This window comes from Psychrobacter sp. NPDC077938 (genome assembly GCF_044542635.1).
GTDB lineage: Bacteria > Pseudomonadota > Gammaproteobacteria > Pseudomonadales > Moraxellaceae > Psychrobacter.
In genome coordinates this window covers 212,595-236,387 of record NZ_JBITUW010000004.1, presented here as the reverse complement: position 1 = coordinate 236,387, position 23,793 = coordinate 212,595, and the positions used below count along the sequence as shown (strand labels likewise).

Below are 23,793 nucleotides of genomic sequence, written 5' to 3'. Positions count from 1 at the left end.
TTGGATATGGATATGTCTGAAAGGAATTTATGTTTCTGGGTACAAGCTTATATGATGTATAGCTGAATTATTTACATTGCGAACGGCAATAAAACCTATTACACACGCAAATCATTTTCGTCGCTGATTTTAAGATTAAAAACAAAACTGAGATTACGTCATGTATCAATATAATTACGCTGACCAGACTTTGGTAGAGGAACGAGTTGCCCAATTTCGCGACCAAACCGAGCGGTTTTTGGCAGGTGAGCTGCCAGAAGAGCAGTTTTTGCCATTGCGGTTGCAAAACGGCCTGTACATCCAGCGTTATGCGCCGATGTTGCGTATCGCCATTCCTTACGGTTTGCTTGCCAGCTACCAGTTGCGCAAACTGGCCGAGATTACTCGCAAGTATGATAAAGGCTATGGACACTTCACGACCCGTACCAATATTCAGCTGAACTGGCCAAAGCTAGAAGATGTGCCAGATATTTTGGCTGAACTAGCCTCAGTACAGATGCATGCCATCCAAACCTCAGGTAACTGTATTCGTAATACCACCACCGATCCATATGCTGGTATCCATAAAGAAGAAATCGCTGATCCACGTCCTTATTGTGAAATTATTCGTCAGTGGTCAACCTTCCATCCTGAGTTTGCTTTTTTGCCGCGTAAATTTAAGATTGCTGTGATCGGTACCAATGATGACCGCGCGGCAACCCAAGTACATGATGTCGGTCTACACGTAAAGACCAATGATGAAGGTGAGATTGGTTTTGAAGTATTGGTTGGTGGCGGTCTAGGACGTATTCCTGTCCTTGGTAAAGTCATCAATAAATTCTTGCCGCGTCAGCATTTGCTGAGTTATTTGGACGCCATCTTGCGTGTCTATAACTTGCACGGTCGCCGTGACAAAGGCAGCAAATACAGATCACGTATCAAAATTTTGGTCGAAAGCATGGGCGGTCCAGCCTTTGCTAAACTGGTCAATGCCGAGTGGGAAGCTCATACCAAAGATGGTCCACTTACTTTGACTGATGAGAACTTTGCAACAGCGACTGGTTTCTTTAGTGAGCCTGACTATGCATCGTTTGACGCATTACAAGTACAGTCTGAGCTACAACAGCAACTGAGCGCTGATAAAGATTTTGCCAACTGGTACAACCAAAACACCGTAGCGCACAAAATAGCGGGCTATCGTGCCGTAGTAATTTCGCTCAAAGCAGGCTTGGTCGATGGCAAATATGTACCATCCGGTGACGTCAGTGAATCACAAATGGACGCACTGGCTGACCTGTCTGACAAATATAGCTTTGGTGAGCTGCGCGGTACTTATCAGCAGAATCTAGTATTTGCTGATGTGCAGACCAATAAGCTTTATGAGTTATGGCAGCAGCTATCAGAATTGCATTTAGCGCGCGCAAACATCAATACCCTAACAGATATGATTGTCTGCCCAGGTTGGGATTACTGCTCGCTTGCCAATGCAACGACGCACAACATCGCTGAACAAATCGAAAAACAGTTCGATGACCTAGACTATCTATACGACTTGGGTGAGATTCGCCTGAACATGTCTGGCTGTATCAATGCTTGTGCGCACCATCATACAGGCGATATTGGTATCTTGGGTGTCGATAAAAAAGGCGAACATTGGTATCAAATTAGCCTTGGCGGCAACTCTAGCGACGACGCCAAACTTGGCAAAATCTTAGGAAAATCTGTGCCTGCTCTTGAGGTTGCTAACACCATACAGCAGATCGTTGATGTCTATGTGGACTTACGTGCCAGCACTGATAACGATGTAGAAAGCTTTGGTCAATTGGTTGAGCGCGTTGGTATTGATCCATTTAAGGAGAAGGTCTATGGCTAATCACCATATTTTGGACAGTCATGGCGTCGATATTGGCAGTCAAGATACATGGCATGTACTTACTACTGATGCACTACCAGAGAGCATCGTATCGACTAACATTACGTTGCTTGAGCTACTACAAAAACAAGAAAAACCTGACGTCATTGTGCCACTTGTTGATCTATTAGATACGACAGGCGCACAGGCTGGTGGTCTGATCAAAGAAGTCTATGAGCTGATCGTACAGCACAGTAGCCGACTTGGATTGTGGATTACTGCCGATACTGATGCTGATGCATTAGAGGGGCTTAGTGAGTTCTTATCAACGCATGCACTTATCGTAATTGATGTGCCGAAATTCGCTGATGGCCGTCACTTTAGCTTTGCACGTACGCTGCGCCAAATCGGTTACACAGGCGAGATTCGAGTGGCTGGTGCGTTTGGCCGCGATCAAATTGCTTATATGCTACGCACGGGCGTTGATAGCTTTGTCTTGAGCGAGCATGACCTAGAAGCCGATTCTAAATTTGGTATTGAGCAAGCCTTTACTGCCCTTGCCAGTAGCTATGATGGCCGAAGTGCTTCAGATTTACCGATGTTTGCACAATCGTCAGAGCCTTCAGTCGCATAGTTTTAGCACTGACCATTAATTTTATAGTAATACCCAATATTTTTAATAAACCCTTTTATATTAACAACAATTAAGGAACGTATTATGAGCCAATTACACCCAAACCTAGACCTTGACCAAGCCAACCAAGACCTGCAAGGTAAGTCACCTGAGCAAATCGTTGAGTGGGCACTGACTCAAGCAAAAAACCCAATCATCACGACGAACTTCCGTCCATATGAGTCGGCTATATTGCATTTGGTTGCTAAACAGCGTTCTGATATCACGGTATTGTGGGTAGACTCAGGCTACAACACTGATGCTACTTATCAGTTTGCCAACAAGCTTATCCATGACTTGAACCTAAATGTCGTTACCTACATTCCTAAGCAAACGGCTGCACACCGTGACGCGACGATGAATGGCATCCCAGGTATCGATAACCCACAGCATGACGAGTTTACTGAGCAAGTTAAACTTGAGCCGTTCCGCCGTGCATTAGATGAGCTAAAGCCAGACGTGTGGTTCAATGCTATTCGTAAAGACCAAACTGAGTTCCGCCAAGGTCTTGATGTACTTAGCTTGTCAAAAGACGGCGTGCTAAAAGTAGCGCCATTGTTTGAAAAAACAGATGCTGATCTAGACGTATACTTAGATGAGCACAACTTGCCAAACGAGCATGACTACTTTGATCCAACGAAAGTAGAAGAAAGCCGTGAGTGTGGCTTACATACTCAGCTATAGTAAGCCTCTGACTGTAGCTACTACTTTCTGAACACTAGCTATATAAATAAAAAATCCCGCTTGGCTCTTAATAGAGTCGTTAAGCGGGATTTTTTTGTGGCTGTTCTATCTATAGTCGAATAAACCTAAAATGGATACAAGTCAGTCGACTGCAGATCGTACAAATAGTACCTCTAGGGAGAGTAACGCTGTAGCCTTCTACTAGTTCTCTGACTATATATCGAAAACTTACCGCTATTCCTATTATTAGCGAAAACAGGTATTAATATCTCAAAAACGAATATACTAATGCCAATTCACTAGGTGAGAGTATGCTTGTGATACCTCATAATGGCGGCATTCCTTATATCTTTTCTACCTTTTATAATAAACAATTAAATATATGGTGACATTATGAACACCTTCCCGCTATTTTTTAAATTAGAAGACCGTAAAGTGCTTATCGTGGGCGGCGGCGAAGTGGCACTGCGTAAAGCGGACTTGCTTAGTCGTGCAGGTTCCTGTATCACTATACTTGCACCAGATATCAGCCATGAGCTACAAGCCTTGCTAACTGACGATAAGCACCAGTTTATCTATGAAAATTATAATAAAACCTATATGGCAGGCGCACGGGTAATCATTGCCGCGACTGACGATGAAACACTTAATCACCAGATTCATGCAGATGCGACTGAGCTAAACATTCCAGTCAATGTGGTCGACACGCCGCACTTATGTGACTTTATCTTTCCAGCGATTATCGATCGCAATCCTATCGTGATTGGTATTTCATCAAACGGTAAAGCGCCGGTATTGGCACGTCTATTACGGGCACGACTTGAGACGTTAATCCCGCAAGGCTATGGCAAATTGGCCAAGCTGGCTGGTGAATTTCGCAGTGAGGTAAAAGCCAAGATACCGACCCTCACTGGACGTCGTCAGTTTTGGGAGCGTGCGTTTGAAGGTCAGGTCAGTCAGCTGATGTTTGCCGGTAATGAAACTGAAGCCACTGCTCAACTGCAAGCCGATTTGGATAGTACCGCAGCGGCTATCAGTAAGAAAAGCGATGATGCAAATGCGGTAAAAGAGTCAGACACGATTACTCCTACTCTATCTTATGAATCAGAAAAAGCCTTACCAGCCGTTGGTGAAGTCTATATTGTGGGCGCAGGCCCGGGTGATCCAGAGCTTTTGACATTTAAAGCCTTGCGTCTAATGCAGCAAGCAGATGTGGTGTTCTACGATGCACTGGTCTCACCGCAGGTGTTGGACTTATGTCGCCGTGATGCTGATAAAGTATTCGTCGGTAAAAAACGCAGCAATCATACAGTTGCGCAGTTGGGTATCAATGAGCTACTTGTCAACCATGCCAAACAAGGTCGCCGTGTCGTGCGCTTAAAAGGTGGCGATCCATTTATCTTTGGTCGCGGTGGCGAAGAGATAGAAAGCCTACGAGCGCATAATGTGCCTTACCAAGTCGTACCAGGTATCACTGCAGCCAATGCCGCTGCTAGCTATGCAGGCATTCCTTTAACTCATCGTGATCATTCACAATCAGTGCGTTTTGTGACGGGATTTTTGAAAGCTGGTGCACCCAACAGTAATTTTGAGAACTTTTTAAATACTGATGAGACAGTCGTATTTTACATGGGTCTGCACTCGCTGGCACGTTTGACTGAAGGCTTGGTTGACGCTGGACGCAGTAGCGAGACGCCAATTGCTATCGTCTCTAATGCGAGTATGCCCAATCAGCAGGTATTGACAGGTACGCTTGCAACGATTGTTGCCAAACAAGAGCAAGCACAATTGCCAACGCCTGCCCTCCTCATTATGGGCGACGTGGTCAGCTTGCATCATGATTTGGCTTGGTATAATCTGCAAAATCAGCAGCACAGTCAAAACAGCGATGATATAGCTAAAAATTGGTTGCGTGAAGGGTCGAGAGGTAAAGCAGTAAAACAACCAATAGACCAACAAGCGCACGCCCTATCGATGGTCGCAAATCTTGCAACGCAGCAAGGAGATGGTCTGGAGCAACTGATTATTGACTAACGCTTACCTTTAATCTGCAAAACGCTTAGTCTTGAATAAAAAGAAAACCCTACCAGTATATTATTGGTAGGGTTTTCTTTTGGCAACAGCGCAAATCTCAACGATTCTTGCTAGAATGAATACTTTCTACTGCTCACACTTATAGTCTACTTATGCCCATACCCGATGCTAGCTTGCCTTCTTCTTTAACCACGCAAATGAAACCTTTGACCATACTCCATACTTCAGACTGGCATTTGGGGCGACGTCTATATGGACGCCTTCGTTATGAAGAGTTTGAGTCGTTTCTGCAGTGGTTACAAGACGCTATTAGCGCACAGAAGGTAGATATATTAATCGTCGCTGGTGATATTTTCGATACCATGACACCAAGTAATAAAGCCCAAGCGCTGTATTATGAGTTTTTGGGTAAGGTCTCACGATCGTGCTGTCAGCATGTGGTTATTGTCGCAGGCAATCACGACTCACCAACATTTTTGGACGCGCCAAGCAATGTGCTTAAATTTTTGAACGTACATGTGATTGGCACTGCTTGTGATGACTTGGATGACGAAGTATTGGTCTTGGGTGATGATGACAACAACCCTCATTGTATTATCGCCGCTGTGCCCTATCTGCGCGATCGGGATGTGCGTAGCAGTAGCGCTGGCGAGTCCGCAGATAGCAAAGACGCCAACGTTATCGCTGGTATTTGCGAGCATTATGACAATGTTGCAGATATTGCGAAGGCTAAGCAAGCCGACTTAATCAAAACGCATCAGCGATATATTCCTATCGTTGCCACAGGACATCTATTCGCGTCTGGTGGTAAAACAACCGAAGATGATGGTGTACGCGAGCTCTATGTCGGCTCACTAGGTAAAATCTCCGCCGATATGTTCAATGATGGCTTCGATTACGTTGCACTTGGGCATTTGCACGTACCGCAGCGTGTTGGCGGTCGTGAGAGTATTCGCTACTCAGGCTCACCTATTGCGATGGGTTTTGGAGAGGCCAAACAGCAAAAGCAAGTATTACTGGTACAGTTTGGTGCTGCAGAACATTTTAATAATGGTATCTCAGAGTTGAATGTCGCACCTGATAGTATTACTCCTCATGCTATCCGTACAGCTGCTGACATTGAAGTCGCCCAAGTGAAAAAATCAGTAGATAAATTAGTAGAAAAATCCGCTAAAAAATTGGCGAGTCAGGAACTGCCTTTCATGGATGACTTGTTTGGCTTTGATGAGCCTTCAGATGATGAATATGTGGCACAATCTACTGCCGTAGAAAATATTCCTGTTAAGCAAAATACAAACAATCAACCAACCTCGACTGATGCCACTACTATCAATAAAATACTGTATCGCGATGACGCTAATCAGATGCAAGTAGTCTCCCTGCCCATCCCAAAATTCCAACAGCTGGCGCAAATATCTGGTGACTTAACCACGATTGATCAAACCATTCAAGCGCTTACGCAATCGGACTCTATTTGGCTAGAGATTGTCTATACAGGGGATGAGATTGTCAGTGATTTGCGTGAGCAAGTACAAGCAATGGTAGAAGGGTTACCCTGTGAAGTGCTTAAGATAAAAAACACTCGTACTTATAACAAAGTGCTTAATCAGCAGCAGACTTCCGAGAACTTGCAGGACTTAAATGAGATGGAAGTGTTTGAGCGCTGTTTGACGATCAATGACATACCTGACTCACAAAAAGACTCATTGCGCGATGCCTATGGCCAGATACTTTATAACTTACGTCATGAAGACAAACAGGCGGAATGATATAAGCGACATATCATGACCACACTTCCTTATCTTCCTCAATTTTTCGCAGTTGCGGCTATTACTAATATTAAGAATTATCCATGCGCCTAATCGAACTCAGACTAAAAAACCTCAACTCCCTAAAAGGTGAATGGCATATTGATTTTGCTGATACTGCCTTTACCAATGAAGGCATCTTTGCTATCACAGGACAGACTGGTGCTGGCAAGACAACCATATTGGATGCTATTTGCTTAGCGCTATATGGTGAGACGCCAAGGATTAATAGTATCAGTAAGAGCAGCAATGAGGTGATGACGAGACAGACGGCAGAGTGTTTCGCTGAAGTAGTGATTGACTTAAATGGCGAGCAGTATCGCTGCCGCTGGGGACAGCGCCGTGCTTACAATAAAGCAGACGGCAATCTGCAAGATGCGACTCACGAAATTGCTAAGATAAACGTTGATGACTCGTCAAAAGAGGATGATCTGCTAGAGAGCACCTTAAAACATACCAAAAACAAGATCATTGAACTGACTCGGATGGATTTTCAGCAGTTCACTCGCTCTATATTACTAGCTCAGGGCAGTTTTTCAGCATTTCTAAAGGCAAAGGCTGATGAACGCGCAGATATTTTAGAGAAAATTACGGGCACTGATATTTACGCGACTATATCAACACAGGTTCATGATAAGAAACGTACTGAGGAAGAAATTCTTAATAAGCTGCAATACGGTTTAGACGGGTTGATGCTCTTAAATACCGATGAAGAAAATCAGTTAAAAGCCGATTTACAGTCGTATCAAAGTGCCCAAAGTGAACAGCAGCAGACCATTCAAGATTTGGCCGAAAAGATAAAGTGGCTAGATAGCGTGACAGAGTCAAAAGAAAAACTGAATATTTATCAAAGTGACTTGGTGCAGGCTCAGCAAGCGCAGCAAGACTTTATCCCTAGTGCTAAACGCTTAACCGCTGCTAATAAAGCATTGGAGATTGACAGTCAGTTTGGTGAGTTATCATCTACCCGCAAGCATGTTAGCGAATTAAATCGAGAAAAAGCGCAGCTTGAGTATGACTTACCTAAGCAGCAAGCACTTACACAAAGCGCTCGCACACAGCTAGAGAAGCAACTAACACAGCGCCAAGATGCAGAAAACACAATGCAAATCGCACGGCCGAAAATTCAGAAAGCACGTGACCTCGACAACGAAATTGCCCAGCAGCGTCTCGCTTTAAACGATATACGTATCAGACATGACACACTTCAGGCAGAAACTGAGCAACTGCTTGAAAATATTGCTGCGCAAAAAAGCACCGCCACAGAAAAAGAAAATCAACATGCGCAATTGACCGAAAAACTTACCGGTACGGATAATTTAAGCTATTTAGACGGCGATATTGCCATTTTTGATGAAAAGTGCAGTCGCCTAAAAGCGGTAATACATCAAAATTCAGTGCTTTCGCAAGACAAGATACGCCAAACACGTGAATTAGAAGAATACAAAACCGCATTGGTAGTACAACAGCAACGCCAACAAGCACAAAGTGATAAAAATGAAGCCACCCAAAAGCAATTAATCGCACTAAAAAAAGCACAAAGCGAGCTGATTCAAGCGCAATCGGTCACACAGATGCGTGAGACACAAGAGCAGATAGACAGCACTAGCCAGCAGCTCGATCAGCTGCGCTTTCATGACCAGCAGCGCCGTGACCTTAACGCACAAGTGATACAAATCGTGAGTCACATCGAGCAGCTAGAGAGTGAAGTCAATGGCTATGAAAAATTGATTACAACGAAAAAAGCAAGCCTCAAAAATACGCAAGAAAAGCGCCAAGACAAATTGAATCAGCTACAACTACAACAAAAGGTCACGGCGCTAGAGAACTATATTGCCGATTTACAAGACGGTACACCTTGTCCTCTATGCGGCGCGCTTGAGCACCCTTACGCTCAAAATCACCCACACCTTTTACCCGATGACGAAAACTCCCAATTAGCTCAGTATGTTAGTGTTTTAGATGAACAAATTACCGAGCTGAATAAAAGTATCACTGCCCAGCAGATTGAGCAGGCAAGTAAACAAAGCACGCTTGCGAGTAAAAAAAATCAGCAAGCCGAACTCACTGCGCAAATACAGCAGCATGATACCGCCATAACAGAACTGCTGTATGTCATCAGCCAGCAGATGAATGATGAAAACTTAGCTGACAGTACTATTGCCAACTTGATACAACCGTTACTGGCGTTGGGTAGTGATAACGATATCGTGCCAGTGCTTACCGCCAGCAAAACCAAATTAGCGACATATAAAGACCGTATCAAAGATTCGTTAGCACTCTACGACAGACTTCTTGAAGATATGAGCCGTTTGCGTAAGACGCTAGAGACGGCGTCACAAGACCAGCAAGTACTAGCAAATGATATCACTGAGCAGAGATACAAAATCACCATTACCGAAAGTAATGTAACGGGTATTGATAATAAAATCACAGAGAACTTTGCTGAACTACAAACGCTCATTACCGCTATTTTGCAGCGTATTGACCCTTATGCTGCCAGTAGCTATCCGACAGAGGCGCTGAGCACCTTGCAACGTGCGCCCGATAACCTACAGTTGTTATCGGCTAGCATTAAACAACAGAAAATTCTGAGCAATGCAGATTATGATAGTTATCTTGAAGAACTACGTCAGCAGCGCCGCGCCCTCGTACAGCTAAAAGACGCTTTCGCTGAAGATAAGGACAAACAGCAGACAATACAGACCGACCTTGAACGCATAAAAGCATATATTGAGAATAAAGAAGCACAGCTCAAAAAAGATACCGATTCGCTTAACAGTCTAATGCAAGCGAAGAATAAACAAATAGCTGCACTAACCCAGTTTCAAGACGAACGCGCAGAGGTTTTTGAGGCGGCTGACTTAGAAGCAGCTGAGCGTACGCTTAGAGACATTCTAGAGCAAGCACAAGAAGCGCACAGTGTTGCCCAACGACAACTGGATAAAGAGACGTATAATTTGCAACAGCTCATAAAGCAGCAAGAAAACTTAGCCCATCGTATCGAAGCAGCTACGCAAACCTTAGAAACGCAACATACCGCATTTAATAACGCACTTGCCACCTCCAGCTTTGATACGGACGCAGAATTTTTGGCGGCGCGCTTACCCATAGATGAGCGTAACGCACTTAGACAGCAGCAGCAGCATATCGATTACGCGCTAAAACAAGCGCAGTCTTTATTGGAAGAAACCAAAAAAGCACTTGCAGATAAACAAGCTAATCCGCTAACGGTAGACGATAGAGAAACGCTTGTCCAACAGCAATCACAAGCTCAAGATGAGTTTAACAAACGAATTGAGTCAATCGGTGCAATCAGTCAGCGCCTAAAAGACAATGAAGATAAGAAAACCACCCAACAGGCGCAGATTAATGCCATTAATGCCCAAAAAGATAAACTGCAAGTTTGGCAACAACTGCACAAATTGATTGGCTCATCTGATGGCAAAAAGTTCCGTACTTTTGCTCAAGGGCTTACTTTTGACCTTATGGTCACTCACGCCAATACACAGCTGCAAAAAATGAGCGATCGCTATTTGCTGGCTCGTGATGATAACAGTCCACTTGAGCTAAATGTGATTGATAACTATCAAGGTGGTGAAATTCGTAGTACTAAAAACCTCTCAGGCGGCGAAGGTTTTATCATTAGCCTAGCGTTAGCATTAGGACTCTCACAGATGGCCAGTCAAAATATTCGGGTAGATTCGCTATTTTTGGATGAAGGGTTTGGTACATTGGATGAGGAATCTTTAGACATTGCGCTTGATACGCTGACCAATCTACAGCAAGAAGGTAAATTAATCGGGGTGATATCCCATGTTCAGGCGCTAAAAGATCGCATTTTAACCCAAATTAAAGTCGAAAAGCTCTCGGGTGGATTTAGCCGAATTAGTGGTCAAGGGTGTCATAAGATTTTCAGTGAAAAAGCATCATAAGTTAGGTTAGTAATTTCAATAATGTTTACTTTCAATTAATCCATTTTGTTTAAACAATAAAAAACCACCGAACATGAAGAACGGTGGTTTTTTTGTGAGACAGTTTCGGGTTGATATTACTTCATTATTTAGTAACTAAACCACTAAGCTCACTCATCAATACGGACAACGTTGAAAGACCGATTTGACCTTCTTCATCGTTGCTATGCAGCTCATCTAACTTGTTCATCTCTGTGGTGACTGCTGCAAGCTGATCGACGTGTCTTGCTCTCCATTCACTAAATGCTTGCTTAGCATCTGGTTTTGAGAGTACCGCATCCATCAATAGACGCAAGCTGCGTGACAGCTCGTTCACTAACGCATGGCGAGCACGGCGATCCCAATAGTCTTGCTGTGGTAGGCTCGCAATATTTTCCATCATCCAGTCTAATTGCAATACTTGATAAGCTTCAAAGTATAAAGTTGCAATCTCATCAACAGGACGCTCGTATTGCTCAGCAAGCAATGCAGCATCAAGTGCATCGACATGGTACGGTAGCATCGCAAATAGCGTAGCGTCATTATCAGACAGCTCTTTTTGCATCAAGCGCTTGGTATCTTCTTGCAGATATTGAGCAAATTGCTGCTCGATAAAACCACTTGGCTTGGTCAGTTTTTCTACACTTTCACTAAAGCGGCTAATCATATCAGCGACTTGCAAATTTTGACCAAAGGCGTTGATGAACCAGACCACACCGCGCTCCAGTGAATCACGTAGACGTAGCTCAAGGTTCAGCAGTAACGTCGCCTCAACTTGATTGTCTAGGGCTTCAAGTGCTTTCCAAGCGCGCGATACGTTGAATACATCACGGCTAATCGCATAACCACGTACGATAGTGGCTAGTGATTGATCGGTTTCCTCAAAGAGACGGAATAGCGCTTCAATACCTAAACGGTTGACCACACTGTTGGTCAAGTAAGTACTGATAATCTCGCGATGCAAACGGTGCTCAGTCATCTCATCGAAGAAGCGTGAAGCAAGTTCATCTGGGAAGTACTTACGTAGCTCATTGATAAAGTACGGATCATCTGGTAAATCAGACAATAATAGATTGTCATAAACCCACATCTTGCCATAAGCCAAGACCACTGCCAGCTCAGGATTGGTCAGACCAGTATCCGCTTTTTGACGCTTCGCAATTTCTTCATCTGATGGTAGATACTCAATCGCACGATCCAGACGCCCTTCACTCTCTAGCATCTGAATAAAGCGCTGATGATCACTCAGATTGGCTGCTGCGCGGATATGGCTCAGCTCAATCGCTTGTGGTTGCAAGTAGTTTTGACGTAATACCAGTTCTGCTACGGTGTCAGTCATACTCTCAAGCAGCTCATTACGTTGCTTCAGTGTCATGTCGCCTTGCTCGACCACTTTGCCAAGTAGGATTTTGATATTGACTTCATGATCCGAACAGTTAACACCGCCTGAGTTATCGATTGCATCTGTATAGATACGTCCGCCCGTTTGAGCGTACTCGATACGACCTTGTTGGGTTAGACCTAAGTTACCACCTTCACCAACGACGGCTGCACGTAGCTCATTACCATCGATACGCAGCGAATCATTCGCACGGTCGCCCACGTCAGCATGCGTTTCGTTTGCACTTTTGACATAAGTACCGATACCACCATTCCAGATAAGATCGACGGGTGCTCGTAGTAACGCACTGATCAAATCATTCGGTGCAAGGCTGTCTTCACTAATATCAAAGAGCGATTTCATTTCAGGACTGATAGCGATGGTTTTGTCTTGACGTGAGAATATACCACCACCTTGACTGATCAATGATGCTTCATAATCTGCCCATGATGAGCGTGGTAATTCAAACAAACGTGCGCGCTCAGCATATGAGGCCGCCGTATCTGGATTAGGATCAATAAAGATATGCAAATGGTTAAAGGCAGCAACGAGCTTAGTATGCGTTGATAGCAACATGCCATTACCGAATACATCCCCACTCATGTCACCAATACCGACAACGGTAAAGTCATCACGGTTTTGGATGTCCATACCGCGCATACGGAAGTGACGTTTAACCGACTCCCAACCACCGCGAGCAGTGATACCCATTGCTTTATGGTCATAACCTACTGAACCACCTGAAGCAAAGGCATCATCTAGCCAGAAGTTGTACTCTGCTGCTAGCGCGTTGGCTATATCAGAGAAGGTAGCTGTACCTTTGTCTGCTGCAACAACCAAGTACGGGTCGTCTTCATCATGACGTACCGTGTTGGCTGGCGGGACGATGTTGCCATCTACAATATTGTCTGTGACATCAAGCATGCCGCGTAAGAATGTTTGATAGCAAGCGATACCTTCTGCTTGGAACGCCTCACGACCATCAGCCATGCTCTTGGTTTTTACAATGAAGCCGCCTTTAGAACCTACAGGGACGATTACTGCGTTTTTGACCATCTGCGCTTTGACAAGGCCAAGTACTTCGGTACGGAAATCTTCCATACGATCGGACCAGCGCAGACCACCACGAGCGACTTTGCCGCCACGTAAGTGCACAGCTTCGACGCGTGGTGAATACACAAATATCTCAAACATTGGCTTTGGTTTAGGCAAGTTTGGAATGTCTGCTGCCAAGAACTTAAATGACAGACGATCTTTGCGTTGACCATCGCTATCGACTTGATAGAAGTTGGTGCGCACCATTGCATTGATCAAATCTAAGTACCAGCGCAAGATACGATCTTCATCTAGGCTATCGACATCTGCTAACGCCGCTGTGATTTGCTCTTGAATGGTAGCAGCCTTTTCTTGACGCGTATCGAGGCTATACTTAGGATTCATGCGTGCATCAAACAAACTACCTAACGCGACACTGATATCACTGTTTTTGACCACAGTTTGCTGAATATAAGCACTAGAGAATGGCGCACGTGCTTGCAGCATATAGCGAGACAGTGCACGCAATACGACGACATCATAAGTATCGAGCTTGGTCGTTAGTACCAATTCATTGAATGAATCGCTTTCAACGCGACCTGCCCAGATTTGTTTTAGACTGTCTTCGAACTGACCACGCACGACTTGCATATTGACCGTATCAACATGCTCAAGGGTCAGCTCATACTCTTGCATCCAGATAGGCTGCTCTGGCAAGTCAAACTCATAAGTCTGTGCTGAGATAACTGACACACCAAAGTTTTCAAGTATTGGTAGCACTTTTGACAAGATAACCGGCTGCTCGCGACCGTATAACTTTAGGTGGAGCTGGTTACGTGCATCGCCTGTCGACTGGTATAAGTGCCAAAGCATTGGTTGCTCTGCGGTCAGTCCTGCCAGACGCTTCGTGTCTTCGACTGCGGTACGAGCATCAAAACGCTCTTGGTAGGCAGCAGGGATATAGTTTAAGAAGCGACGATTTAAAGCATTGGCTTGTTGCTCACCCACATTGTCGAGGAGCATTTTTTGATAATTATCATCCCATGATTGCATGAGTGCTGATAATTTGGCTTCAAGTGTAGCGATATTGACGTCATTTACCTGACCAGGCACGGTACGTACGTGGACGTGCACACGAGCATGTGCTGATTCGTTGAACTCAGTGGTAAATCCTGAAGACATACCGTTATAGGCGTCTTTTAGGACGTTTTGTACTTTAATACGTAGCTCGGTGTTGAACTTATCACGCGGGATATAGACCAAGCACGAGACAAAACGCTGATAATGGTCGATACGACTAAATAGACGTAAGCTCTTTTTGTCTTGTAGTTGAGTAATGCCTGAAACAATTGGGTATAGCTCTTCGACGCTGGCTTGGAACAAATCATCACGCGGTAAGGTATTAATCACATGCATCATCTTATGATGAGCATGACCGTCACGTGGCAAGTCTGCCATCGCCATGATTTTATTGGCTTTTTCTCGCAATAGCGGTATTTGCTGTACAGTCAGCTGATAGGCTTGTGACGTAAGCAAACCGATAAAGCGGTATTCACCAATTAGGTTACCGTTATCGTCGAACTTATGAATGCCCAAAAAGTCCATATATACTGAACGATGCACAGGTGATACACGGCTTGATTTAGACAGCATTAACACGCGTGGCTCAGTTAATAATTGCTTTAAGCCTCTAGGCAACTGGCTAAAGCTTTCTGATAGCTTGTCTTTCTCAGAACCACGTAATAGACCCAGACCACTGTTACCAATCGCAAATAAATCTAAATCGGTCGACTCAGAAGTCACTTCGATAGACTGACCACCTTCCAAGCGGTATTCACGATAACCTAAGAATATAAAGTGATCGTCTAAGATCCAATCTAAAAACGCTTGGATTTCTTGTTGTGAGTAGAATACTTCTGGTAGCGGCTTAGTTGAAAGCTCAGTTTTGATGTCGTTTAGCTGTGCACGCATCTGTTTCCAGTCACCAACGACTGTATCAAGCGTGTCAATTTTTGACATAAGCATCTGTTGCAGCGCTTCCAAGTCTTCGTTGTCTTGGTAAGCAATTTCACAATGAATCAATGACATATGTGAGGTGGCACTTTCATGTGCGCCTTCGATATGCGTAATATCACCATTGTCATCACGCTCAACACTGATAATGATGTTGTAAGTACGATGAACATCGATACCTTCAGCTTCTAGGCTCATTAAAATCGTATCAACTAAGAATGGTCTATCATAAGCTGCGATTTGAATGACAGTGTGCGAGCTGTGAAAGTGCTGCTCTTCTGCTGCTGGGTTTAGTACTGTCAGCTGCGGCTTGCTGCCGTCGTAAGCTTTGAGTAGTGTAAAGTGATGTAGCGCCATGCCCGCCAAGTCAGCATTACTAATCGCCTCTGCAGTTTCTTGATGCAGCGGCTGATAATAGCTATGAATAAAATGATCAAATAGCGATTTGTCTTTTTGTACATAACTGGTAGCAATATCGCTTATCTGGCTAATGCGCTCTTTTGCGATACTGAGGGAGTTTGGCATTTCCTGCGTCCTTTTTTTATAGATTTGGTTTAACATTTATTTATTTAAGTTTATCGATTTAGATTGACTACTGTTACTGCATATTCATCATTGGTGCAACGGTGCAGTATTTCCATTCACGCGACTTATTTTATTTTTATAACAGTTAGAAATTTTCTCCTTTTTTGCTCTTATTTTTTATTAATATGTAGCCATCAGAATTTAATACTACCAATATAGTGAAGTGTAACGCACATAAGGCGCGAGCTAAAGTGTACAACATCATTTCATGAATCAGCGATGTGTCGATAACCTTTACTAATGAGACAATGCGGTTTTGGACATCGATATGGATGTTTCGGTGCTGGCAGGCGGATACTCATGGTAATTGAAGGCGTTTTTTTGTTAGAATATGCCAACATATTTAAGAGCGTACGACTCGCTCACTATTAACTTTAATGCTAAGGGCAAAAGGTATGATGAATATTTTGGTGGTTGGCTCAGGTGGTCGCGAACACGCATTGGCATGGCAATGTGCAAAAGATGACAATGTAAAAAATGTCTACATCGCTCCTGGCAATGCTGGCACCGCCCTTGAGCCTAAATGCCAAAACGTTACGCTAGAGTCTACCGACGCTGACGCAGGCGAGCATAGTGCTGTTATCGCCTTTTGTCAAAATAACGATATCGACATGGTAATTGTTGGTCCAGAAGCGCCTTTGGTTACGGGTATTGTTGATGCTTGTCGTGATGTAGGTATCAAAGCATGGGGCCCAACAGCTTACTGTGCACAGTTAGAAGGCTCAAAAACTTTTGCTAAAGAGTTCATGGAGCAAAACAATATCCCAACCGCTGCTTATCAAGGTTTTACCGACGCAGTCGCTGCAAAAGCCTATGTCGATGAGCAAGGCGCGCCTATCGTTATCAAAGCAGATGGTCTTGCTGCAGGTAAAGGTGTGATCGTCGCTGAAACGATCGAACAAGCACATGAAGCTATCGACGATATGCTAGCGGACAACAAGTTCGGTGATGCTGGCAGCCGCGTGGTTATCGAGCAGTTTTTACAGGGTGAAGAAGCCAGCTTTATCTGTATGATTGATGGTGACAACATCTTGCCAATGGCAACCAGCCAAGATCACAAACGTGCTTTTGAAGGTGATACTGGTCCAAACACTGGCGGTATGGGTGCCTACTCCCCTGCTCCAGTTGTTACCAGCGATGTTCATAACAAAGTTATGCAGCAAGTGATTCAACCAGTAGTCGATGCTATGAAAAATGCAGGCCATCCTTATACTGGATTCTTATACGCTGGTCTTATGATTGATAAGGCAGGCGATCCGTATGTCATCGAGTTCAATTGCCGCTTTGGTGATCCAGAAACGCAGCCTATTTTAATGCGTTTGCAGTCATCAATGGTGGATTTGGTCGCACAAGGTTTGGCAGGTCAGTTACCTAGTGAAGCCAAATGGGATGCGCGCCCTGCTCTAGGTATTGTCGTCGCATCAAAAGGCTACCCTGAAACTTCGTCTAAAGGCGATGTGATTGCTGGCTTGCCAGAACTAGATCCTAATAATGACAATGCTGTTAAAGTTTTCCATGCGGGCACGGCATTTTCTAACGATAATGATAAAGAAGTCGTCACAAATGGCGGACGCGTCTTATGTGTAACTGCGCTAGCAGATAGTATTTCTGATGCTCAACAAGCAGCATTAGCAGTCACTGCTGCTATTAGCTTCGATGGTGCGCAATATCGCCGTGATATTGGTCACCATGCCATCACTCGCGAAAATGCTTAGCAGCTAAGGCATACTAAAAAACATATTGAGTAACGTCTTGGGCAATATTTTAGATAATGCGAAGGTTTTGCTCAATATGTTTGATTAATAGTATTTCTGTATTTTATAGCTCTACATCATTATTTGACCTAGCATCATGCTAGGTCTTATTTTTTATTATCTTTTTGATACTGACCTATTGGCTATAAATAGATTTCACTAAGTTTTAATAGTCAGTAGACTTGCTAGAAAATTCTAGCTATTTATTAATCATACTCAAATTAGTAAGCACCTATTTATCAATAGTTACCGCTAGATATTGGCTTACAAAGTAACTATCAATGGCCAGCTCAGGCTCATAAAACCAACGCGCTTTATATGATACAATTTTGTACCTGTGCATCACGTCTCCCTTGTATTGTAGGTTTCGAACCCGCAAATCAATACCAATTGGATGAATGATTATACTTATGGCAAATGATACGTCTAAACCTTTTAGCAACAAGCAATCAATCGATAGCCTAAAAACCTCAGGGTTTGATCGTCGTATGTCGATTGCAAAAACTTCTTTGAATATTGGTCGTCGTTGGGCGGGTAATAGCGTGTCTGGTATGTTCTTAAATAAAGAAGCACGTACTGCACGTAATCAGGCGTTTATGGAAACGCAGGCAAATTATCTGGCCTCAGAGCTAGGTAAATTGAAAGGTTCGGTCGTCAAGATTGGTCAAATGCTAGCGATTTATGGTGAGCATATACTGCCGCCAGAGATCACACGCGCTTTGCAAACTCTTAATGATGACACGGCGACATTGACTTGGCCGACGATTGAGCAAACATTACGCCAGTTACTGGGCAACAAACTAAACGAGCTAGACATTGATCCTGTTCCCATTGGAACTGCTTCTCTTGCCCAAGTTCATCGTGCGACCGTGCTCGCCACTGGCGAACAAGTTGTGTTAAAAATTCAGTATCCAGGTGTGGCAGATGCTATCAACTCTGATCTTGCCTTGTTCAAACGATTGTTAAAAGTAAGTAATATCGTTCCTCAAACACGCGCACTCGATGCTTGGTTTGAGGAAATACGTGACCTACTCCATCACGAAGTTGATTATGAAGCGGAAGCGGCTACGACAGAGCGTTTTTATGAGCGTTTAATTGATGATCCGCGCTATATCGTGCCTAAGATTAATCGCACTTATTCTAAAAAACGTCTGCTATGTATGTCATACGAGCCAGGTATCACTGTGGTCTCGGAAGCATTGCAATTACTACCTCATGAACGCCGAAATGCCATTGGTCAAGCGGCCATTGAAATCATGATGCAAGAGATTTTTGTATGGGGTGAGATGCAGACCGATCCCAACTTTGGTAATTATCTGGTGCGTGTGAGCGAAAACGAAGAAGATATCGATAGATTAGTTTTGCTAGATTTTGGAGCGATTCGTCAGTTTGATGGCAACTTGTTAACGATTGCCCGTGGTCTACTACGCGCAGGATATCGCCATGATCAGCAAGCAATGAGCCTTGCTATGAAAGGATATGACTTTTTCGATAGCATGAGTAATAAAGTACGTTCAGATATTGCCTCGTTATTTTTACTTGCTACCGAGCCTTTTAGTGATCCTGAGAAAAACACCAATATCCCTAGCGAATGTTTAGATGAGCAGGATCGCTATATTTGGGCCAACAGTAAACTACATTCACGCCTATCTACTACGGCCACACGTGCAATGCAGTCCTTTGAATTTAATCTGCCACCAAAAGAATTCATGTTTATTAGCCGCAAGTTTATTGGTGCATATACCTTTTTAACTGTTTTAGATGCGCATACCAACTCTAATAGTCTTGTAAAACCTTATTTATAAACCGTGCAAATTTTGAGCCGTCTTTTAGTGACGGCTTTTCAATTTTTCGATTTTACCTGCTTAGGCTATTTTATATCTAGTATTACTAACTTTACTGTATATTACTGACATAAGCCCTATATTTACTTAGGCTATTATTCTTCGCTTATAGCACTTACCTGCCAATCGTCAAATCTTGTTTTATACCACTTCGGCTTACGAATACTTAGCTCCCAACACACTTCTTGTCGGGCAAGGTATTTCACTTCGAAATGAGTGCGCTGACTGGTCGCTGGTACTCGAGAACGTGTTGATGGTAGGCACCACACTTTAGTTGCTTGGTGTTCTGCATTGTCCATATAGGATTCGATATTAGTCACTAATATCACTTCTCCTCCCACCTGCAAGCGTGATAGTAGAAACTCAAAAAAAGGCATGTTCAACCATTGCTGATTTGGATTGTGCTGTTCGGGATTGGGATAAAGAATGAAGATTTTAGCCAAGCTGTTTGGTTTAATGGCATGCACTGTCCATGCAATCGCATCCGCATGAATCGCATCTAGGTTTGATAAATTTTGTATAGTGGCTAATTTTGAGAATGCTTCAAATTTATTACGCGTGCGTTCAATGGCTATCAGATGCCTATCAGGATTTTGTGCGGCAAAGCTAAGTGCATGCTTACCCTTCCCTGCCCCAATCTCTAGCATCAACGGTTTTTCATTTTTATTGTCATTGATGATATTTGGAATAATAAAGTCACGCGGTGCTGATAGTTTTTGTGGTTGAAAGGCACGCTCTTGCTGATGCGTGAGATCAATATTGTCGGTCATCTATTATCCTTAAAGCATTTGTCTTTTGTCATTATTCGGCCCCATGCTATTATATAGTCAATCCAATTGAATAGTAATACAGCGATAGCAAGTACGCCTCGTTTCGTCGTAATTTAAATGACGGATGCGTTTTATGCTTGTGTCGTATGCAACCTATACTAATAACATTTAGGACATTGCTCTTTTCTTATGACTGACTCTACTGCAAATACACTCCCAAAGACCTACCCTTGTCCACGTTGCGGTACTCAGACGGCCTGGCAAGACAATAAATATAAGCCGTTTTGTAGCAGTCGCTGCAAGCTGATCGACTTAGGTGCTTGGGCGAACGAAGACTACACCTTACCTGCAGAAACCACGCCTTTTTCTGACGAGCTATAACCCACACTCTTACTCAATTATTATACCAAGGATGCTTTACATGTCTGCTACTTACCTGATGCCCACTTATAATCGTCAACCAATCAGCTTTACACGCGGTGCAGGCAGTTGGCTCTATACCAAAGATGACACGCCTTACTTAGATGCCTTGACTGGTATTGCGGTATGCGGCTTAGGACACTGTCATCCACAAGTCACTGACGCGATTCAGCAGCAAGCAGGTACGTTAATTCATACGAGCAACTTGTTTGGCATTGATTGGCAAGAGCGTGCTGGAGAGATACTGTGTACCGCCGCCCAAATGGACAGTGTGTTTTTTGCCAATAGCGGCGCCGAAGCCAATGAAGCTGCATTAAAACTGGCACGTTTATACGCGTACAAGCAAGGTTTTAAACGTCCAAAAGTTATCGTAATGGAGCAGTCGTTCCATGGTCGTACGTTATTATCTTTATCAGCTACTGCAAATCCAAAAGCACGTGAAGGGTTTTATACGCTAGATGAGGACTTTATTCGTGTGCCATTTGGCGATATCGACGCTATCAAACAAGCTGCTCAAGAACATGATGATATCTGCGCTATCTTCGTAGAGCCAATCCAAGGCGAAGGTGGCTTGAATACTGCAGCCAATGGCTTCACTTATCTTGAAGAGTTACAAGCGGAATGTGACGCTCATAACTGGTTATTTATGCTGGATGAAGTGCAAACAGGTAATGGCCGTACGGGTAAATACTTTGCTTATCAACACAGCAATGCTCGTCCTGATGTGTTGACGACAGCCAAAGGTCTAGGTAATGGCTTCCCAGTCGGTGCGTGCATGGTACGCGGCCGTGCCAATGGTCTGTTTGGTGCTGGTAGCCATGGGTCTACTTATGGTGGTACGCCATTGGCCAGCCGCGTAGTACATAGCGTATACGACGTGCTAGCAAATAGTAATATCATGGAAAACGCAGTGACTGAGGGTTTATTCATTAGAGAAAGTATCGTTGATACATTTGGCCAACATGGCGTTAGTAGTCGCGGTGCAGGTATGATGATTGGTATCGCGCTACCTGAAGATATGGATTGTAGCCAACTGGTAGATCGTGCCCGTGATGAGCAAAAGCTGATTATTAATGTGACGGGTGGTCATGTTGTGCGTTTGCTACCGCCGCTTAACATGAGCCGTGATGAAAGCACACAAGTCGCTGAGCGTTTAATCAATCTACTAAAGCCATCATTTTAAAGCATGCTTCAACGTTAATAATAGACAATAAAAAAGCCTATAGATGATTCATTATCTATAGGCTTTTTGCTAACTGCTTATTGCTAACTAAAAACGTTTCGTGCGTAGTGAGAACAACACTTAATTCGCATGGAAGTATTTTTTCAGTACTTCTAGGCAACGAGTGATTTTAGCTGGCTGTTGGTCTCGATTTAAAGTGACCGCATATAGCACAAAGCTTGGTAATTGATAGCCAGTCAACACTTCTACCAGCTCACCGCTCTCAAGCTCTTTTTTGACGTCCATTTCTAACATTCTAACCAAACCGTGACCTTCTTTAGCCAACGTCGTTGCCATGAATACATTATTGGTATAGATACGTGAGTTCATTTTGACACGCGTTTTTTTGCCAGTTTCAGTCTGAATCATATCAATCTGATTTGCATCTTTCATGATTTCAATACAGATTAATTGATGCTCAGCCAAATCTTTAGGCGTATTTAGCTTACTGTGCTGACGTAGATACTGAGGTGAAGCAACCAACAGTTGGCGCACATCAGTCAATGGATGACTGCTCAGACTAGAATCATTAATCGATGGACTCATGCGAATCGCAATATCAATACGCTCGTCAATCATATCAATATAATGATTGTCAGCTAGATAAGTGACGCTTAAATCATCATGTGCCGCCATCCAAGTAGAGAGTGCTGGCAGTATGTGATTGACACCAAGCTCAGGAGTCGTCGATACACGCAAGCTACCTGCTAGCTCATCACGCAATTGATTGACTTTGATACGCCCTTGCTCAGCTGCACTGACGACATCTTTTGCCGCTTCATAAAAGCTCTCACCAGCTTCTGTTAAGCTTAGCTTACGAGTTGAGCGATGGAGCAACACCACGCCAAGCTCGTTCTCTAGCGAACGAATTTGCTGACTGACTGCACTGGTTGTAATACCTAGCTCACGTGCTGAGCCACTAAAAGAGCCATGTCCGACCACACTGGCGAACACAGCCATACCGCGTAAATTATCCAACATATTCTCACCTAAACGTCATTTCAGTTTTTAATATAACTTAACCATTATAACGACTTTGGATTCATCTTATCGTTATCAAATGGTTCTCTCTTGTTTGATAAATATATTTTGACCCGTAATAAAAACAAAAATATCAAGGTGATATATGGCTATCACCTTGATATTTAATATAAAACTACGTTCAATATATAAATATACTTTTAGATATTTTGAGCAATTAATGCTCCAAATTTCAATACAGCTGCACTTTACCCATTTTCCCCTCACCGCGTTCAGTTAAATACTGCATTACTGGTGTTTTTAGTAATTTGGTTTCAGCAACGGTTTTCGCTTGCTCTAAACGTTTCTTCTGTCGGCGCTCTGGGGTTTTATCTTCGGTCTGCATGATACTACTATCAATTTTCAAGTCAATGTCAGCTTGCGTAAATTGCTGTTGTAGCTTAGATGACAATTGCTGAAAAGTGACCTGCAAATGCTTACTATCGACACTAGTCAAAAACGTGGCTTTACCATTGCATTGTCCAGTCATTGTACCTTGCCGTGCTAGTGCTAGCTCATCTTGTGCCAATACCTCGCTTTCACGAGCAGTTTGTAACCAGTAGTCCCATTTTTTTGGGTTCCACTCACCTGTCATTTCTTGAGGTGGACAACGCAGCAATGTGCGTGGATCTTCATCAGAGTGTGCTGTTAACTGAGAATCATTTGCGCCAGGCTCAACAACTGGTTCAGGCTCAACAACTGGTTCAGGCTCAACAACTGGTTCAGGCTCAACAACTGGTTCAGGCTCAACAACTGGTTCAGGCTC

13 protein-coding genes and 1 pseudogene are annotated in these 23,793 nt (G+C 43.6%); 10 read left to right on the top strand and 4 right to left on the bottom strand.

Annotated elements, in window-relative coordinates:
• Positions 1-160: 160 nt before the first annotated feature.
• From ACIGBM_RS08870 to ACIGBM_RS08845, 6 genes are all read left to right on the top strand, one after another.
• On the top strand, positions 161-1,852 hold the full coding sequence (locus ACIGBM_RS08870) for a nitrite/sulfite reductase (protein WP_397477482.1): 1,692 nt from the start codon (positions 161-163) through the stop codon (positions 1,850-1,852).
• Positions 1,845-2,465 (top strand): DUF934 domain-containing protein, encoded by a 621-nt coding sequence (locus ACIGBM_RS08865; protein WP_397477481.1) that lies wholly within the window; start codon positions 1,845-1,847, stop codon positions 2,463-2,465. The genes ACIGBM_RS08870 and ACIGBM_RS08865 overlap by 8 nt, the downstream gene beginning before the upstream one ends.
• A gap of 84 nt (positions 2,466-2,549) precedes the next feature.
• A complete protein-coding gene (locus tag ACIGBM_RS08860) occupies positions 2,550-3,188 on the top strand; it encodes a phosphoadenosine phosphosulfate reductase family protein (RefSeq protein ID WP_397477480.1) in 639 nt (212 codons plus the stop codon).
• 393 nt (positions 3,189-3,581) lie between these two features.
• Positions 3,582-5,222: a siroheme synthase CysG gene (cysG, locus tag ACIGBM_RS08855; protein WP_397477479.1), complete on the top strand. Its 1,641-nt coding sequence runs from the start codon at positions 3,582-3,584 to the stop codon at positions 5,220-5,222.
• Positions 5,223-5,374: 152 nt separating this feature from the next.
• Entirely contained in the window at positions 5,375-6,991 is a 1,617-nt protein-coding gene (locus ACIGBM_RS08850; protein WP_397477478.1) for an exonuclease SbcCD subunit D C-terminal domain-containing protein, read from the top strand.
• A gap of 83 nt (positions 6,992-7,074) precedes the next feature.
• Positions 7,075-10,965, top strand: a complete 3,891-nt coding sequence (locus tag ACIGBM_RS08845; RefSeq protein ID WP_397477477.1) for an AAA family ATPase — start codon at positions 7,075-7,077, stop codon at positions 10,963-10,965.
• A gap of 124 nt (positions 10,966-11,089) precedes the next feature.
• Here ACIGBM_RS08845 and ACIGBM_RS08840 read toward each other — a convergent pair whose 3' ends face one another.
• The gene (locus tag ACIGBM_RS08840) at positions 11,090-15,937 is read right to left on the bottom strand and encodes an NAD-glutamate dehydrogenase (protein WP_397477476.1); all 4,848 of its coding nucleotides are present in this window, start codon (positions 15,935-15,937) and stop codon (positions 11,090-11,092) included.
• Positions 15,938-16,395: 458 nt separating this feature from the next.
• Here ACIGBM_RS08840 and purD point away from each other — a divergent pair, with 458 nt between their 5' ends.
• Both purD and ACIGBM_RS08830 read left to right on the top strand, forming a co-directional pair.
• Positions 16,396-17,712 carry a phosphoribosylamine--glycine ligase gene (gene purD / locus ACIGBM_RS08835; protein ID WP_397477566.1) on the top strand — a complete coding sequence of 439 codons (1,317 nt, stop codon included), beginning with the start codon at positions 16,396-16,398 and terminating at the stop codon, positions 17,710-17,712.
• Positions 17,713-18,161: 449 nt separating this feature from the next.
• Positions 18,162-19,556: an AarF/ABC1/UbiB kinase family protein gene (locus ACIGBM_RS08830; RefSeq protein ID WP_201580206.1), complete on the top strand. Its 1,395-nt coding sequence runs from the start codon at positions 18,162-18,164 to the stop codon at positions 19,554-19,556.
• A gap of 134 nt (positions 19,557-19,690) precedes the next feature.
• Here ACIGBM_RS08830 and ACIGBM_RS08825 read toward each other — a convergent pair whose 3' ends face one another.
• A complete protein-coding gene (locus ACIGBM_RS08825) occupies positions 19,691-20,365 on the bottom strand; it encodes an SAM-dependent methyltransferase (RefSeq protein WP_397477475.1) in 675 nt (224 codons plus the stop codon).
• A 189-nt stretch (positions 20,366-20,554) separates the two neighbouring features.
• Here ACIGBM_RS08825 and ACIGBM_RS08820 point away from each other — a divergent pair, with 189 nt between their 5' ends.
• Both ACIGBM_RS08820 and ACIGBM_RS08815 read left to right on the top strand, forming a co-directional pair.
• Positions 20,555-20,746 (top strand): DNA gyrase inhibitor YacG, encoded by a 192-nt coding sequence (locus ACIGBM_RS08820; protein WP_397477474.1) that lies wholly within the window; start codon positions 20,555-20,557, stop codon positions 20,744-20,746.
• 40 nt (positions 20,747-20,786) lie between these two features.
• On the top strand, positions 20,787-21,968 hold the full coding sequence (locus ACIGBM_RS08815; protein ID WP_397477473.1) for an aspartate aminotransferase family protein: 1,182 nt from the start codon (positions 20,787-20,789) through the stop codon (positions 21,966-21,968).
• Positions 21,969-22,088: 120 nt separating this feature from the next.
• On the opposite strand, the gene ACIGBM_RS08810 is transcribed toward ACIGBM_RS08815, so the two are convergent.
• Positions 22,089-22,988 carry a LysR family transcriptional regulator gene (locus tag ACIGBM_RS08810; protein ID WP_057760292.1) on the bottom strand — a complete coding sequence of 300 codons (900 nt, stop codon included), beginning with the start codon at positions 22,986-22,988 and terminating at the stop codon, positions 22,089-22,091.
• Between the two features lie 232 nt (positions 22,989-23,220).
• Positions 23,221-23,793 (bottom strand): annotated as a pseudogene (locus tag ACIGBM_RS08805) (DNA polymerase III subunit gamma/tau); the annotation flags it as partial.

Coding starts and splice junctions, on each gene's coding strand:
- ACIGBM_RS08860 (WP_397477480.1), top strand. CDS start 2,550: ATGAGCCAATTACACCCAAACCTAGACCTTGACCAAGCCAACCAAGAC.
- purD (WP_397477566.1), top strand. CDS start 16,396: ATGAATATTTTGGTGGTTGGCTCAGGTGGTCGCGAACACGCATTGGCA.
- cysG (WP_397477479.1), top strand. CDS start 3,582: ATGAACACCTTCCCGCTATTTTTTAAATTAGAAGACCGTAAAGTGCTT.
- ACIGBM_RS08815 (WP_397477473.1), top strand. CDS start 20,787: ATGTCTGCTACTTACCTGATGCCCACTTATAATCGTCAACCAATCAGC.
- ACIGBM_RS08870 (WP_397477482.1), top strand. CDS start 161: ATGTATCAATATAATTACGCTGACCAGACTTTGGTAGAGGAACGAGTT.
- ACIGBM_RS08850 (WP_397477478.1), top strand. CDS start 5,375: ATGCCCATACCCGATGCTAGCTTGCCTTCTTCTTTAACCACGCAAATG.
- ACIGBM_RS08825 (WP_397477475.1), bottom strand. CDS start 20,365: ATGACCGACAATATTGATCTCACGCATCAGCAAGAGCGTGCCTTTCAA.
- ACIGBM_RS08845 (WP_397477477.1), top strand. CDS start 7,075: ATGCGCCTAATCGAACTCAGACTAAAAAACCTCAACTCCCTAAAAGGT.
- ACIGBM_RS08830 (WP_201580206.1), top strand. CDS start 18,162: ATGGCAAATGATACGTCTAAACCTTTTAGCAACAAGCAATCAATCGAT.
- ACIGBM_RS08865 (WP_397477481.1), top strand. CDS start 1,845: ATGGCTAATCACCATATTTTGGACAGTCATGGCGTCGATATTGGCAGT.
- ACIGBM_RS08840 (WP_397477476.1), bottom strand. CDS start 15,937: ATGCCAAACTCCCTCAGTATCGCAAAAGAGCGCATTAGCCAGATAAGC.
- ACIGBM_RS08810 (WP_057760292.1), bottom strand. CDS start 22,988: ATGTTGGATAATTTACGCGGTATGGCTGTGTTCGCCAGTGTGGTCGGA.
- ACIGBM_RS08820 (WP_397477474.1), top strand. CDS start 20,555: ATGACTGACTCTACTGCAAATACACTCCCAAAGACCTACCCTTGTCCA.